General features: G+C 69.8%; 12 protein-coding genes. 10 read left to right on the top strand and 2 right to left on the bottom strand.

Annotation, left to right across the window (positions count from 1 at the left end; all coding sequences use genetic code 11):
- Both VF697_RS19495 and VF697_RS19490 read left to right on the top strand, forming a co-directional pair.
- The coding region (locus tag VF697_RS19495) for a GAF domain-containing sensor histidine kinase (protein ID WP_331097159.1) at window positions 1–1194 on the top strand (1194 nt) is incomplete at its 5' end.
- Complete coding sequence (locus VF697_RS19490; protein WP_331097157.1) at window positions 1191–1562, top strand: response regulator; 372 nt, start codon at window positions 1191–1193, stop codon at window positions 1560–1562. The genes VF697_RS19495 and VF697_RS19490, both read left to right, overlap by 4 nt.
- Window positions 1563–1566: 4 nt before the next feature.
- On the opposite strand, the gene VF697_RS19485 is transcribed toward VF697_RS19490, so the two are convergent.
- Window positions 1567–2346 carry a GNAT family N-acetyltransferase gene (locus VF697_RS19485; protein ID WP_331097155.1) on the bottom strand — a complete coding sequence of 260 codons (780 nt, stop codon included), beginning with the start codon at window positions 2344–2346 and terminating at the stop codon, window positions 1567–1569.
- 52 nt (window positions 2347–2398) lie between these two features.
- Here VF697_RS19485 and VF697_RS19480 point away from each other — a divergent pair, with 52 nt between their 5' ends.
- From VF697_RS19480 to VF697_RS19460, 5 genes are all read left to right on the top strand, one after another.
- Window positions 2399–2857 (top strand): hypothetical protein, encoded by a 459-nt coding sequence (locus VF697_RS19480; protein WP_331097153.1) that lies wholly within the window; start codon window positions 2399–2401, stop codon window positions 2855–2857.
- A 136-nt stretch (window positions 2858–2993) separates the two neighbouring features.
- Window positions 2994–5447 (top strand): DNA topoisomerase (ATP-hydrolyzing) subunit B, encoded by a 2454-nt coding sequence (gene gyrB, locus VF697_RS19475; protein WP_331097151.1) that lies wholly within the window; start codon window positions 2994–2996, stop codon window positions 5445–5447.
- Window positions 5448–5549: 102 nt separating this feature from the next.
- Entirely contained in the window at window positions 5550–6905 is a 1356-nt protein-coding gene (locus tag VF697_RS19470) for an ATP-binding protein (protein ID WP_331097149.1), read from the top strand.
- Window positions 6902–7378, top strand: coding sequence for a hypothetical protein (locus VF697_RS19465; RefSeq protein WP_331097147.1), 477 nt, complete (start codon window positions 6902–6904; stop codon window positions 7376–7378). The genes VF697_RS19470 and VF697_RS19465 overlap by 4 nt, the downstream gene beginning before the upstream one ends.
- A gap of 225 nt (window positions 7379–7603) precedes the next feature.
- Window positions 7604–8611 (top strand): NAD(P)-dependent alcohol dehydrogenase, encoded by a 1008-nt coding sequence (locus tag VF697_RS19460; RefSeq protein WP_331097145.1) that lies wholly within the window; start codon window positions 7604–7606, stop codon window positions 8609–8611.
- A gap of 307 nt (window positions 8612–8918) precedes the next feature.
- Here VF697_RS19460 and VF697_RS19455 read toward each other — a convergent pair whose 3' ends face one another.
- On the bottom strand, window positions 8919–11573 hold the full coding sequence (locus VF697_RS19455; RefSeq protein WP_331097143.1) for a serine/threonine-protein kinase: 2655 nt from the start codon (window positions 11571–11573) through the stop codon (window positions 8919–8921).
- A 201-nt stretch (window positions 11574–11774) separates the two neighbouring features.
- Here VF697_RS19455 and VF697_RS19450 point away from each other — a divergent pair, with 201 nt between their 5' ends.
- The 3 genes from VF697_RS19450 (at window position 11775) to VF697_RS19440 (ending at window position 14808) form a co-directional block, all read left to right on the top strand.
- Entirely contained in the window at window positions 11775–12974 is a 1200-nt protein-coding gene (locus VF697_RS19450) for a hypothetical protein (RefSeq protein ID WP_331097141.1), read from the top strand.
- Window positions 12975–12997: 23 nt separating this feature from the next.
- Entirely contained in the window at window positions 12998–14071 is a 1074-nt protein-coding gene (locus VF697_RS19445) for a metallophosphoesterase (RefSeq protein ID WP_331097139.1), read from the top strand.
- 218 nt (window positions 14072–14289) lie between these two features.
- Window positions 14290–14808, top strand: a complete 519-nt coding sequence (locus VF697_RS19440; RefSeq protein ID WP_331097137.1) for a hypothetical protein — start codon at window positions 14290–14292, stop codon at window positions 14806–14808.
- Window positions 14809–15115 lie beyond the last annotated feature (307 nt).

The following is a 15115-nucleotide window of genomic DNA, read 5'->3' as shown; positions in this document are numbered from 1 at the left end:
GACCTGCAGGAGCTGCTGGACCGGGTGGCGCGCCTGTCGGTGCCGGAGCTGGCGGACTGGAGCGCCATTTACTACTCGGATGATGGCAGGGGCCTGCGGGTGGCGGCGCTGGCGCACGAGGACCCCGAGCTGGTGGAGTGGGGCTTCGAGTCGGATCGGCTCTTCCCGTTGGATCCGAGCGCCCCCTCGGGCCCGGCGTGGTCGTGGCGCAACTGCGAGACGCAGCTCGTGACGGATGTGACGGAGAACCGGCTGGCGGCGCTGGCGCGCTCTCCGGAGCACCTGCGCCGGATGCTCGCCCTGGGGCTGCGCTCCGTCATCCACGTGCCCCTGGTGGGCCGCACGGGGCGGCTCGGGGTGATGTCGCTCGGCACCACCCAGGGCCGCATGCGCTTTTCCTCCGGGGACCTGGACGTCTCCCAGGAGCTGGCGCGCCGGGCCGCCCTCGCGCTGGAGAACGCGCGCCTCTTCCAGGAGTCCCAGCAGGCCATCCTCCTGCGCGACGAGTTCCTCGCCGTGGCCGCCCACGAGCTGCGCACCCCGCTCACCACCCTGAGCCTGCAGCTCAGCACCCTGGTGCAGCGGGCGCGGCGCGAGACGTCCTCGGACCTGGTGGAGCGGCTGGAGCGGGGCCTGCGCCAGGTGCGGCGCCTGGGGACGCTGGTGGAGACGCTGCTGGACGTGTCGCGCCTGTCCACCGGCGAGCTGCCCTTCTCCCCGGAGGAGGTGGACCTGGGGGCACTGGTGGGCGAGGTGCTCGAGCGCTTCGAGGCGGAGGCCCAGTCCGTGGGCAGCCCGCTGCGGGTGGACCTGGGCTCGGGCATCGTCAGCCAGTGGGACCGGATGCGGGTGGAGCAGGCGGTGGCCAGCCTCATCTCCAACGCCCTGAAGTTCGGCGCGCACCAGCCGGTGGAGGTGCGGGTGGCGTCGGACGGGAAGGTGGCGCGGCTGGTGGTGGAGGACCAGGGCATCGGCATCCCGAAGGAGCAGCTCGAGCGCATCTTCGAGCGCTTCGGGCGGGCGGTGTCCTCGCGCTCCTATGGCGGGCTGGGGCTGGGGCTGTACCTGGCGCGCCGGGCGGCCGAGGCACATGGGGGCCGCGTGTGGGCCGAGCAGCGTCCCGGCGGGGGCTCCCGCTTCACCCTGGAGCTGCCCCTCGGTGCGCCGGCGCGGGCGGCGGAGGATCGTGCATGACGCGCCCCCTGCTGGTGGTGGATGACGACACGGACCTGCGCGAGGCGCTCGAGGAGGTGCTGCGCGACGCGGGCTTCAGCGTGGTGGGGGCCTGCAATGGCCGCGAGGCGCTGGAGGTGCTCGCGCGCACCCGGCCGCTGCCCGGGCTGGTGCTGCTGGACATGATGATGCCGGTGCTGGACGGGCAGGGCTTCGCCCAGGAGATGCACGCGGTGCCCGAGTGGAAGGGGATTCCCGTGGTCATCTTCTCCGCCTCGGCGGGCACCGCGAACGTGGCCCAGGAGGTGGGCGCGCGGGCCTACCTGCGCAAGCCGGTGGACGTGGAGGTGCTGGTGGACACGGTGGGCCAGCACCTGCTGCGCGAGTGAGTCCTCAGCCGGCGCGGCGCACCCAGTTGCGCCACGAGGCCACGTCCCGGTAGCCCAGCCGCAGGTACAGCGGGTGGCCCATGTCCGAGGCCTGGAGGACGGCGAAGGCGCGGCCTCGGGCCCGCGCGTCCGCGTGCAGCGCGTGCATCACCAGCGCGCCCAGGCCCCGGCGGCGCGCGTCGGGGTGGGTGGCCACGAGGTAGATGCCCGCGAGGTCCTCCTGCTCGAAGGAGACACCCCCGGCGAGCGCGCGGCCCGCCTCGCGCAGCAGCACGGCGTGGAGCTGGGGGGAGGGCAGCGGCCGGGTGCGCCAGGACTGGAAGAAGCCGACGTGGTGCGGGCCATAGGCGAGCCCGTTGAGCGCCAACACCTCGTCCAGATCCTCCGGGTGCTCCAGGGTGATGCCCGGGGGAAGCTGGGGCGGCGGGTGCGTCAGGGCGATGCCCATGGCGGGAATGAAGTCCTCGGGGCGGTGGCCAAAGCGGGCCAGCACGGCCTCCGCGGCCAGGTCCCCGGGAAGGACGGGCACGCGCCAGGCGGGGACCTGATGCTCCCGGTACCACGCCTCCAGCGGCGCGAGGGCCTCGGCGAGCGCGGGGGCGTTCTCGTACAGCACCTGCTGCTGGAAGAGGGTGTCGTGGGAGCCAGGGAGGGCGAAGGCGCGCACCCCGGGCAGATCCAGCATGCGCAGCGAGCTGGTGCGGGCCTGGAGGGCCTTGAAGTCGAGGATGTTGGCGCGAAGGCGCGCGCTGAGTTCAGCGTCCGTCATGACGAGCCAGCCCATACACGGAAAATCCCCGGTCGGGTCGACAGGAGGCTAGGGTGGGTGGGCTCGTATGGAGCCTCGCTTCTACGCCTTCGATCCCCGTCCGACGCGCCGTGCCCTCTTCGTGGGGGCGTGCGTGCTCGCCGTCCTCAGCGCCTGGGCCCTGGCGGATGCCCGGTCCACGCACAACGCGCCCCTGGCGGTGGCCCGGGCGGGCCTCACCGGCGGGCTGATGTTCGCGTTCGTCTATGCCTGGCATCGGCTGCGGCCGCGCCCCGGCTGGGGCGTTACACTCAGTCCACGGGGCGTCGAGCTGGCCCGGCCCTTCACCGGCAGCCACCTGCAGCTGTCCTGGGGGCAGATCGACTCCGTGCGCCGTTTCGGACGCGGGGGAGACGTACTCGGCCTCTTCCTGGACGAGGGCGGCCGGGTGCTGGTGACGCGGCATCTCTTCCCCTCGAAGACGGCCTTTGGCGAGCTGGCGAGCGCCCTGGAAGAAAGGAAGCCTCCCCCGCGTTTTGACGCATAGCGTCGTGGTGGGTCACGCGGGCCGTTTCGTGAATCTTTCCGCAGCCTTGCGTGTTCTCACTTATCTTGTCCGGGGTGCCTCGAGGTGATAGGCACACCGGGTTCCTCCCCCAGCGTCTTCCGAGGATTTTTCGCGAATGGAAAACACCCCCGCCACCGGTGCCGCCCTGGCGCCGACGCCCGTGGAGTATGGGACCGAGGCCATTACCAAGCTGGAGGGCCGTGAGGCCGTCCGCAAGCGCCCGGGTATGTACATCGGCGACACCATGACGTACGGGCTGCACAAGCTCGTCTACGAGGTGGTGGACAACTCGGTGGATGAGGCCCTGGCCGGCTACTGCACCGACATCGAGGTGGTCATCCACGTGGATGGCTCGCTGTCCGTGCAGGACAACGGCCGCGGCATCCCCGTGGGTCAGCACCCGGATCCCAAGTTCAAGGGCAAGGACACGCTCGAGGTGGTGCTCACCGAGCTGCACGCTGGCAGCAAGTTCGGCAACGGCGCCTACAAGGTGTCCGGCGGCCTGCACGGCGTGGGCGTCACCTGCGTGAACTTCCTCTCCGAGTGGTTCAAGGTGCGCGTGCAGCGCAACGGCAAGGTGTACGAGCAGTCGTACGCGCGCGGCGTGTCCGACGGCCCGCCGGTGGCCGTGGGCGAGACGGACAAGCGCGGCACGCTCATCTGGTTCAAGCCCGACAACACCGTCATGGAGACGGCGGACTTCAACTTCGACACGCTCAGCCAGCGCATGCGCGAGCTGGCGTTCCTCAATGCCGGCCTGCGCATCGTCATCCGCGACATGCGCGTCGGCAAGGAGCACGACTTCAAGTTCGACGGCGGCATCGTCTCCTTCGTCGAGTACATCAACCAGGCCAAGCAGGCGCTCTACGACAAGCCCATCCACTTCCGCACGGAGAAGGAGGGCGTGTCGCTGGAGATCGCCATGCAGTGGAACGATGGCTACGACGAGAGCATCTACACCTTCGCCAACAACATCAACACGCACGAGGGTGGCAGCCACCTGTCTGGCTTCAAGGCGGCGCTCACGCGCACGCTCAACAGCTACGCCGAGAAGAGCGGACAGTGGAAGGACTTGAAGGAGACGCCCACGGGCGAGGACGCGCGCGAGGGGCTCTCCGCCGTCATCTCCGTCAAGCTGTCCAACCCCCAGTTCGAGGGCCAGACGAAGACGAAGCTGGGCAACAGCGAGATCAAGGGCCTCGTCGAGCAGATGGTGAACGACCAGCTCGGCACCTTCCTCGAGGAGAACCCGGTCGTCAGCAAGAAGATCGTCGCCAAGATTGGCGATGCCACGCGGGCCCGCATCGCCGCGCGCAAGGCGCGTGAGACGGTGCGCCGCAAGGGCGTGCTGGATGGCGGCTCGCTGCCGGGCAAGCTCGCCGACTGCCAGAGCCGGGACCCCGCCGAGAGCGAGCTGTACATCGTCGAGGGTGACTCCGCAGGCGGCTCGGCCAAGCAGGGCCGGGACCGGCGCAACCAGGCCATCCTCCCGCTGCGCGGCAAGATTCTGAACGTCGAGAAGGCGCGCTTCGAGAAGATGCTCACGAGCGCGGAGATCGTGACGTTGATTACCGCGCTGGGCACGGGGATTGGTCGCGAGGACTACAACCCGGAGAAGGCGCGCTACCACCGCATCATCCTGATGACGGACGCCGACGTGGACGGCAGCCACATCCGCACGCTGCTGCTCACGTTCTTCTACCGGCAGATGCCGGAGCTCATCCAGAACGGCTACCTCTACATCGCGCAGCCTCCGCTCTACAAAGTCACGCGCAACAAGAAGGACCTGTACGTGAAGGACGAGCGGGCGCTGAACGACTACCTGCTGCGGGCCGCCTCCGAGCACTCGCGCGTGGTGGCCTCTGGCGTGGAGATCGGTGGCTCGGAGCTGCGCGGGCTGCTCGAGAAGGTGATTGCCTACGAGGAGCGTCTGGAGAAGCTGGGGACGCGGCGGGACGCGCGGGTGATCGACGCGCTGGTGCAGGCGGCCGAGGTGCGCGAGGGCACGCTGACCGACGAGGCCGCGCTGCGCGAGCAGGTGGAGAAGATGGTGGCCTACCTCAAGGCCCGCATGCCGGACACGCTCGGCCGCTTCGAGGTGGCCTACCCGGTGGATCCGGAGCACCACACGCGCAAGCTGGTGGTGAAGACAGACATCAACGGTGGCCTGCGCCAGTCGGTGTTCGACCACGGCTTCCTCTCCTCGCCCGAGTACGTGGAGCTGTTGGAGCTGCGCAACGCGTTCGCCGCCCTGGGCAAGGCGCCCTACCGGGTGAAGGTGGGCGATGGCGAGGTGATGGCGCTGTCGGTGCAGGAGGTGCTGGCCGTGGTGCGCAAGGACGCGCAGAAGGGGCTGGGCCTGCAGCGCTACAAGGGGCTGGGTGAGATGAACCCGGAGCAGCTCTGGGACACCACCATGAACCCCGCCACCCGCACGCTCCTGCAGGTGCAGATCGAGGACGCGGTGGAGTGCAACGTCATCTTCTCGCTCCTCATGGGCGAGGCCGTCGAGCCGCGGCGCGAGTTCATCGAGCGCAACGCGCTGGACGTGCAGAACCTGGACATCTGAGCCAGTACCCGGACCGGCGACTCTTCCTGTGAAGCCCCTCTCCCTATGGGGGAGGGGCCCGGAAGACGCCGTGCGGTTCGAGAGAGTCATGGGGAGGCTTCGATGCTGACCGCCTTGGTGGTGGACAATTTCAAGAGCTATCGAGGCGAGGAGACGCTTCCTCTTGCTGAGATGACGGTCCTGATTGGCTCCAACGCTTCGGGAAAGAGCAACCTGTTGGAAGCACTGCGGTTGCTTTCATGGCTTGCTCGGGGGAGGCGGCTTTCGGAGATCGTCTATGCTCTGAAAGAGCGGCAGTTGGACGTGCGTGGGCCATTTGCACGGATGGCGCATGACGGTGAGTCGGGTTTCTCGCTCGCGGGTTATATCGGTAGCGATGTGGGACCCGATATCTGTGTCTTTGTTCATTTCGGTGTTTCCGAAGAGGGCCTACAAATCTTCGGTGAGTGGGCGTGCCTCATGGAGGGTCCCCCAACCTCCTCGGTCTATTGGCCTGAAGGCCTTTTGTATGAATCGGATGCTGAGTCATGGGCGGAAAAGGATTTCGCCTACAGTGGGACTCTCTCCGTCTCGTACAACACCTTTGGTGAAGGTGCGCTGGATAATGTGATCACCTGCACCAGCCAGCAGGCGCTCTTCACTCAGCTGACGACGCCCGCGCGCTTTGGGAAAGAGCACAAGAAAGCGCAGGAACTCATTCCTCGAGCGGCGAAACAGATTCAAGCCGCGCTCGAGTCCATTCTTTTTCTCGATCCCGTGCCGCACCGGATGCGCGACTACAGTTTCACCGTGGAGCGCACGTTGCAGGGTGATGGCTCGAATCTGTCAGCGGTGCTCTACGACCTTTGTGAGAAGCAGCAGCGCAAGGCGGAGGTGCTCGCGTTCGTTCGCTCCCTGCCCGAGCAGAACATTCTCGACCTGACCTTCCTCTCGGGGCCTCGCGGTGAGGTCATGGTCCAGCTCACCGAGAGCTTTGGTGGAAATGAGCAGACGTACGAGGCCGCGCTCCTGTCGGATGGCACGCTGCGCGTCCTCGCGGTGGCCGCGGCCCTGCACTCGGTCCCCGAGGGGGCACTGGTCGTCGTCGAGGAGATCGACAATGGCGTCCACCCGACGCGGGCGAAGTTGCTGCTCGACAACATCCAGCGCGTGGCGCGGGAGCGGAAGCTTCGGGTCCTGCTCACCACACACAACCCCGCGTTGCTCGATGCCATCCCCGTCGACGCCATTCCAGATGTCGTGGCTTGCTACCGGGACCCGAAGGAAGGGGATAGCCGGCTGATGCCCCTGAGCCAGCTCCAGGACTACCCGGAGCTGGTGGCCCAGGGGCCGGTGGGGCAGCTGGTGACGCGCGGCATTCTCGAGCGCTACCTCAAGTCTCCCAAGGGGCCCGAAGAGAAGGCCGCACAGGCGCAGAAGGTGCTGGAGATGTTGCAGTCCCCAGCGGGAGAGCCGTGAGCGTCTGCCTCATCGACACGAGCGTCTTCTGTGAGCTGCTTGCGGTGCCGAACATGAGCCGGCGCCACAAGGAGATGGTCGACGAGCTCGCGGACAAGCTGAAGGCGCAAGAGACCCTGCTGTTGCCCATGACGACCATCCTGGAGACCGGGAATCACATCGGGCAGAACGGGGATGGGCGCCAGCGGCGGCAGACCGCGGAGCGGTTCCTGGCGCAGGTCGGCATGGCGCTCCAGGGGCAGTCTCCTTTCGTTCCCACGCCCCTCTTCAGTCGCGAGGAGCTCGCTGGTTGGCTGGGCGAGTTTCCGGACTGGGCGATGCGGAGCGACTCTCGCGGGAAGGGGAGTGGTCTGGGCGACCTCTCCATCGTCAAAGCCTTCGACCGACAGTGCGAGCTCACCCCGTTCCGCCGGGTCTACATCTGGTCGCTCGACGAGCTGCTCGCTCGTTATGACCGCGACCCAGCTCCCTAGGAAACGCCCGGGCCGGTGACGCGCAGTGGCTCGCCGGCCTACACAGAGCCCCATGGACACACGCAGTTTGTATGGTTTCAACCAGTGTGTCGGTGGGGCTTCTGTATTTTTCTCGCTCTCTTGGAGTTGAAGAGACGTGTTTGGGTTGAGCTGCCTCGCTCTCGTATGCTCGCCCTGCCTCCGAGCAGCGCTCCTCCCGGAGGCCCGACAGCGAGGACTTCCACCATGACGACGTTCCATGGCTATGCCGCTCACGAGGTGGGCCAGAAGCTCGTGCCCTACTCCTACGAGCCCAGGCCGCTCGGCCCCGGTGATGTGGAGATCGCCATCTCCCACTGCGGCATCTGCCACACGGATCTGCACCTGGTGAACAACGACTGGGGGATGAGCCGCTACCCGCTGGTGCCCGGACACGAGATCATCGGCACCGTGGTGGAGGCGGGCCCCGCGGCGCGCGGCCTCAAGCCGGGCCAGCGCGTGGGCGTGGGGTGTCAGGCCGGGTGCTGCGGCACCTGCGAGTGGTGCGACAAGGCCGAGGAGCAGCACTGCGCCAGCTACCTTCCCACCTGCCTGGCGGGCCCCGGCGGCTTCGCGGATCGCATCCGCGTGAGCGCTCGTTTCGCCATCCCCATTCCCGACGCCCTGTCCTCGCGGGACGCCGCGCCCCTCCTGTGTGGGGGCGTCACCGTCTACGGTCCGTTGAGGGAGGCGGGCATCGGCCCGCACTCCCGCGTGGGCGTCATCGGCGTGGGAGGGCTGGGCCACCTCGCCCTCCAGTTCGCCCGTACCCTGGGCGCCGAGGTGACGGCCTTCTCCACCTCGCCCGACAAGGAGGCCGATGCGCGCGCCCTGGGCGCCCACCGCTTCGTCGCCTCCCGCGATCCCGACGCCCTCAAGGCGCTGCGGGGCTCCTTCGACTTCCTCATCTCCACCGTGGCCGCGGATCTGCCGTGGATGGACTACGTGGCGGCCCTGCGCCCGCACGGCCACCTGTGCTTCGTGGGTGTCATGCCCTCGCCCATCCAACTGCCCGTCTTCTCCCTCATCTCGGGCTCCAAGCGGGTGAGCGGCAGCAACACCGGCAGCCCCAACCAGCTGCGCGAGATGTTCCAGGTGGCCGCCCGCCACGGCGTGCGCGCCCGCACCGAGCTCTTCAAGCTGGCGGACGTCAACACCGCCCTCCAGCGCGTGCACCACGGCGACCTGCGCTACCGGGCCGTCCTGGAGATGTGAGCCGCGGGCCGCTCGGCCCGTACCCGCAAAAGACATGTGGGCCCGGTGCCAGATTGGCTCCGCGCCCACGTGCCTTTCCCGTCCTTGTTAAGCCGGAGTGCGCGAGGCGCTCCGTGACCCTTACGGAAGGAACTTGTTGTATTCCCCACCCACCTGCGTGGGCCTACGTCCCTCATGGTACGCATCGCCTCCGACGTGAAACCGGAGGCGCCCGGTGCCTGGCTGGAGAGTACTGAAGGGTGGGTCGGTCGAGGCGCCTGACGCCTGACCGCCTGGATGCCTTCGTATCCCGGGAAGTGTCCTCCGGTCAACGGGAGGCGCCGCGAAGGGCCGCCGCGCGCTCCCGGCGCGACATCTCCGTCACGTCGACGATGTCCACCTCGAGCGCCCCGGCGTTGTCCTCCACCCGGCTGTCCGGGAAGGTGCAGCGCAGGGTGTCCGCCCCGGTGAGCTGGTAGCGCTTGCCCGCCTCCAGCAGGCGGTGGTTGCGCCGGGCGGACTTCTCGCTGCTCTCCGCGCACAGCACCCGACGTGTACGCCCCGGGGCCCCGGAGCGCAGCTCCGCGAAGTCATCACGCACGGTGAGCAGGTAGATGGCGTCCGGGTTGAGCCCGCGCAGCACGTGCTGGTGCTCGGGCTTGAGCACCAGTGCGTCCTGGGTGGCGTCGAAGGCGAGCGTGCGCGGGGGCACCCACTGGGACTGGCGCAGGTTGACGCGCAGGGTGCCGCTGTTGTCCTCGCGATCATCGTCTAGCAGGAAGACGTGCAGCCGGCGCGCGCCCTTGATGGTGCGAGCCCCCGCGCCGAGCAGGCCGAAGGAGTCATCCGCGGGCACGTTGTCACCCTCGACGTAGTAGGCGACCGTGCCCATGGAGCCGCCGCGTCCCGCCTGGAGCGAGACGCCGCCGCTGGTGCTCACGGAATAGCTCGCCCCGGGGTTGAGCTCGATGGAGGCGGTGCCGTACTTCTCCAGCGGGACGGCGTTGTGCTTGGGACGCAGGACGAAGAGCCGCGTCGGGTACGTCACCTCGTTGTACTTGAGGTCCGGGGCCACCGCCGCGGGGCCCGACTCGGGGGCGGCCGCCACGGCCTGCGTTCCCCCATCGGCCGTGGCCGAGGGGGTGTCGGTGGCCGTGGCCGGCTGTGGCGTGGCCGGCGGCTCCGGCGCGAGCCGCTCGAGCTCCGCGTGCATGGGCGGCTCGGTCTCGTTGGTGGGCGTGAAGCGCTTCGTCCACGGCCGGTAGCCGGGCAGGGTGAGGATGAGGGTGTTGGCCTCGTCCAGGGTGACGCCCCGGACGACGAGCGGCGTGACGCCGGACACGTCCCGGCCGTTGATCTTCACCGAGGCGCCGGGCGGCGTGGAGGTGAGCCACAGCGAGCCCGTGGGGGGCCCCTCGCTCCTGCCGGACATGAGGAAGTGGAGGCCCGCCAGCAGCAGCGCGAGGCCGAAGAGGGGCACGCTGATGAGCATCACCAGGCGCTGGCGCCGCTCGGCGCGCTCCGCCTCCTCGCGGGCCTGGGCCTCGCGCAGGGGACGGAGGGCTTCGGACATCCCCGAGGGGCGCACGGCGGGCGTCTCGACGGGGGTGTCGTGGGGGGGCTCCACGTCGGCGATCGCCGCCTTGGACACGGTCGTGGAGGGCTCCTCCGTCGGATCCGGCGGGGCCACCATGGTGACGGGCACCGGGACGCGCTCGCTGGTGCGCGAGGCGGAGGCGACGGCCCGCGGGATGCCGTTGTTCGACGTCACCCGGCGCACGGAGGCCGAGCTCGCCGAGCGCGCCCCCCCGCTACTCCCCTGGCTGGCGGGACGGGGGATGGCGGGGCGGCTGCTCGAGCCGCCCGTGCCCGGCGGCGTCCTCAACACGGAGCGCTGGCCGGAGTTGGTGGAGGGGCCGGGGCGACTGCCGCCCGTGGGGGGCCGCACCCGCACCCCGGTGGGCTCGCCCAGGGGCTGCGCCTGCCAGGCGGCGAGCATCTCCATGAAGGCGGGCGTCACTTCAATCCGGCGCCCCTCGGCGGTGAGCTCCTCGGCGAAGAGGTGGCCCAGCAGTTGCGCGAGCAGCACGGGCGAGAAGCGCGGGTTGGCCGAGTAGAGCTGCTCGCGCAGCGCCTCGGAGAAGGCCTGGGCGGTGGGGTAGCGCGCCTCGCGATTCAACGCCATCGCGTTGCCCATCACCGCCTCCAGCTCCGGGGAGATGGCGGGGTTGAGAGCCGAGGGCCGCGCGTAGTCGCCCTCGAGGATGCGCGGCAGCACGGCGGCGAGCTCGCCCTCGTAGGGGCGCCGGCCGCACAGCATCTCGTAGAGCACCACGCCGACGGCGAAGATGTCCGAGCGCGCGTCCAGGTCCTGCTGGCCCCGGGCCTGCTCGGTGGAGAAGTACGGGTACTTGCCCTTGAGGGTGCCGGGCGAGGTGCGCGCCTCCACCACGCTCGTGGCCTTGGCGATGCCGAAGTCGATGACCTTGACCTGGCCTTCGTAGGAGATGAGCACGTTGTCCGGCGACACGTCCCGGTGGACGAGCCCCATGGGCTGGCCGTCCTCGCCCACGTGCCGGTGCGCGTAGTCCAGCCCGTCGCACATCTGGCTGGCGATGTGCAGCGCCAGGGGTAGCGGCAGCCCCGGCATCCCCGCCTTCTGCGCGCGGCGCAGCAGCTTGGACAGCGGCTGGCCGTGGACGAACTCCATGGCCAGGAAGAACTGGCCGTCGATCTCTCCGAAGTCGAAGACCTGGGCGATGTTGCTGTGCGTGAGGCCCGCGGCTACCCGCGCCTCGCTCACGAACATCTCCACGAACTCGGGGTCGTCGGCGAAGTGGGGGAGGATCTGCTTGATGACCACCGGCTTGGTCACCCCCGCCGCGCCCTTCATGCGCGCACGGAAGGTGATCGCCATCCCGCCCGCGGCGAGCTTGGAGACCAGTTCGTACTTGCCAAACTCCCGGGCTTCGTTGGCGGCCACGATGCGCGTCGCGATGAAAGGGGGAAGCGGAGCATACTCCGCTTCGGTCAAAAGTCCCGAGGGGGTCTTTCCCGGGGTGGTCCACGCACCTACACGGTGCGTGGCCTGCGAATCTGGAAGGGAACGTTCTATCCTGAAACGCGCCGGGTGGGCAGCCCGGGGGGTGGAACGGCCGGACCGCCTGGAAGGGTAGGGGCTTCAATGATGGCGCGGAGTCGCAGGTGCCTCCCCTGGGGGCTGATGGTGCTCGCCCTGGCGGTGTCGCCGGGCGGAGCGGTGGCTCGGGCGGAGGCGCCGCCGGTCACGGAGGCCAGGCCCACGGACGTGCCGAGCGCGGCCGGGCTCACCCCGGTGGCGCCCGGACAGGAGGGGAGCGCGGGGCTCGCGCCGCCTGCTGGGACGCTGGAGGCTCGGCCTGCCTTCACCGTGCTGCCCGCGGCCGTCTCCCTGGGGCCCGGCCTGCTGCTGCACGGACTGGGGCCGCTCGTGGCGGGGGACACCCGGACGGCGGGGCGGCTGTTCCTCCTGGAGGGCACGGGCCTCGGGATGGTGATGGCGGGCATGGTGCCGATCGCCCTGTCCGGGGCCTCGCGCCGCATCATCGGCCCGCTGTACGCGGTGACGATGACGGGCGTGGGCCTCTTCTCCATCTCCACGCTGTCCAACCTCTACGGCGCGGTGGCGCCCGCGTTCCCCCCGGGCGTGGCGGCCCAGCGCCTGCCCCCGCTCGAGCTGGAGCTGGGCTACCAGCACGTGTCGGACCGGACCTTCAGCTACCGGCACTTCGTGTCCCTGGGCGCGCTGGCGCGGCTGGAGCGTGTGCGTCTGGAGGCCGGGGCGAAGCTGTCGCCGGACGATGGCAACCTGCGCGTGCGCGTGGGGGGGGCGTACCGGCTGCTGGGTGCACCCGAGGGGGCGCGTGGGGGCGCGGATGGCTCGGCGCTGGACCTGGAGGCAGCGGCGCTCGCGCACCGCTACCCCGCCGAGGGCTTCACCCTGGCCGGTGGTGAGCTCTTCGTCCGGGGCCGCTACGACATGGCGCGCTTCAGCCCGAGGACGGCCGGCTCCTTCGCGGAGCTGGGCGTGGGGCTGGCGATGCAGCGCTACGTCTACGAGGGGCCGGTGGACGACAGCCTCTTCGACTCGCTCCTCTATACCTTCGGCTACGGCGTGTACCTGGGGCGCGGCGGACCCTTCCGGGGCGAGGCGCTCTTCTATTACGAACACCGCAAGGACGACTTCCCGGGCGGCATCCGGCGGTTCGGGGGCGTGCTGGGGTACTTCGGGCTGCGCGGGCGCGTCCTGCTCACCGAGCGGTGGGGCGTGTCCACGGATCTGCAGGCGGGCTCGGCGCTGGTGGGCCGGGTGTCGCTCGTCTACGCGCTGGGAGGTGTGCGGTGAGGAACAGGGGCCTGGGAGTTGTCGTGCTCGCACTGCTGGCCGGGGGCTGCGCGCAGCAGGTGGAGACGCGCGCGGTGAAGGAACTGCGGGTGGGGCAGGCGGAGGTGGGCGGGGTGGCCTTCACCGTGGAGGACGGGCTGGCGGCGGTGCGCAAGCAGGAGCCGGGCACGCTGACGCTGTGGGGCTCGGCGCCGGCGTTTCATGTGCGCGCGCTGGCCTCGTCCGGGGCCACCGAGTCCTGGACGGTGGTGGTGCGCAACGCCATGCCGGACGCGGAGCTCACCGCCATGGTGGGCGATGAGCCGCAGGTGGTGGATGCAGTGCCCGGGCTACAGCCCACGGTGAAGACGTGGAAGGTGCGGCTGCCGGCGGGCGCGGAGGCGCGGCTGACGGTGGCGCCTCCGCTGTGGGACCAGTCGGCGCCCTTCCGCTTCGCCGCGCTCGCGGACGTGCAGGAGGCCCTGCCGCGCGTGGGCGACATCTACCGGCGCATCAACGCGGACCCCACGCTGCGCTTCATCTTCTTCTCGGGGGACCTGACGGAGACGGGCACCGTGGAGCAGCTGGAGGAGTTCCAGTCGCGCCTGCAGGAGTCGCGCATCCCCCTGTTCGCCACACTGGGCAACCACGAGCTCCTCAACCCCGACCCGCGCTACCTCGAGTACTTTGGCCGGGGCAACCTGCACTTCACCTACCAGGGCGTGCACTTCACGATGATCGACTCGGGCAACGGCTCGTTGGACCCGAGGGCCGAGGAGGCGCTGGACGGGTGGCTGGAGGCGGGCCAGAACGCGGTGCACATCCTGGGCACGCACATCCCCATCGTGGACCCCATCGGGGTGCGCAACGGGGCCTTCGCCAGCCGCAACGAGGCGGCCGCCCTGCTGGCGAAGCTGGCGCGCGGGAGGATGGACCTCACGCTCTACGGCCACGTGCACTCGTACTACTCCTTCTCCAACGCGGGGATTCCCTCGTTCATCTCGGGAGGCGGCGGCGCCATCCCCGAGCAGTTCGACGGCGTGGGGCGGCACTTCCTGGCCGTGGAGGTGGACCCGGCCCAGGGCGTGCGCACCGTGTCGCTGGTGCGCGTGGACTGAGCCTCGGGGTCCGTCCCCGGGTGGACTCCGGATGTAGGGGTCCCCACCCCCATGTGGGGAGTCATCCCCGCCGGGCGTCGCTGAGGCGTCGGGACGTGAACGCGGCGCGAGGCCGATAAATCGGCTCCGCGGCGTACCCCCTTGAAATGGCACTGAACATCTGTGCACATGGTGGGCACCACGCGGGACACGCTGCTCGCTGGAGGGGAGCCCAGACCATGTTCGACACGACCGAAAACGATCCCATCTCGCCCGCGATGCGGGCACTGCTCGAGGTGTTCTCCACGGACCTGTCCGAGGTGAAGTTCCCGGACGTGGACGCGGAGGTGTTGGACGAGGCCGCGGCCCGGGTGAAGGCGCAGGCCGAGGCGGTGGCCCAGGCGCAGGCGGCGCTGGAGGCGGCGCGCCAGGCGCTGGGCGAGAGCCAGGAGGCGCTGCTGCAGAAGGGCCAGCGGGCGCTGGCGTACGCGCGCGTGTTCGCCGAGGAGGACGTGGCGCTGAGCACGAAGCTGGAGGCCATCAGCCTGCCGCGCGCGGCGCGCAAGCTGGCGCGTCCGGACGGCGTGGCCCCCGAGGTCGTCGCGCAGAACGACGAGTCCGCGCCGAAGCGCCGGGGCCGTCCGCCCAAGTCCCGCCCGAGCGCCCCGCTGTTCGCCGATGGCAGCTCGCCCGAGGCCCTCGCCGCCGCCACCGAGTCGGCCGAGGCCCCCGTGGCCGCGCGTCCCGCGGCGGCCTGAGTCGCGGGCTTCCGGTTGCACCAACTCCGTCCGGCCTGGAACTCCTCGGGGGCTCCAGGCCGGCTTTATTTTTGATGGGCGCGCGGGAACTCACATAAGAGGAGTCGCTTGCTGGCCTCGCGAGGAGGAGCCCGGATGCTCGGTGAGCTGAAGCTGGAGGAAGTGGGGCCGAGCCCTCGGCTTTCGTTCTCGTTCGGTCCGCGCCTCAACCTGCTGACCGGTGACAACGGCCTGGGGAAGAGTTTCGTGCTTGAGCTGGCGTGGTGGGCGCTGGCTCGGAACATGGACCCAGTGCCAGCGTTGCCCA

Source organism: Archangium sp., assembly GCF_036388035.1.
GTDB lineage: Bacteria > Myxococcota > Myxococcia > Myxococcales > Myxococcaceae > Archangium.
Note: the sequence above shows the minus strand (reverse complement) of the source record. Positions and strands in the feature narration are given on the sequence as shown.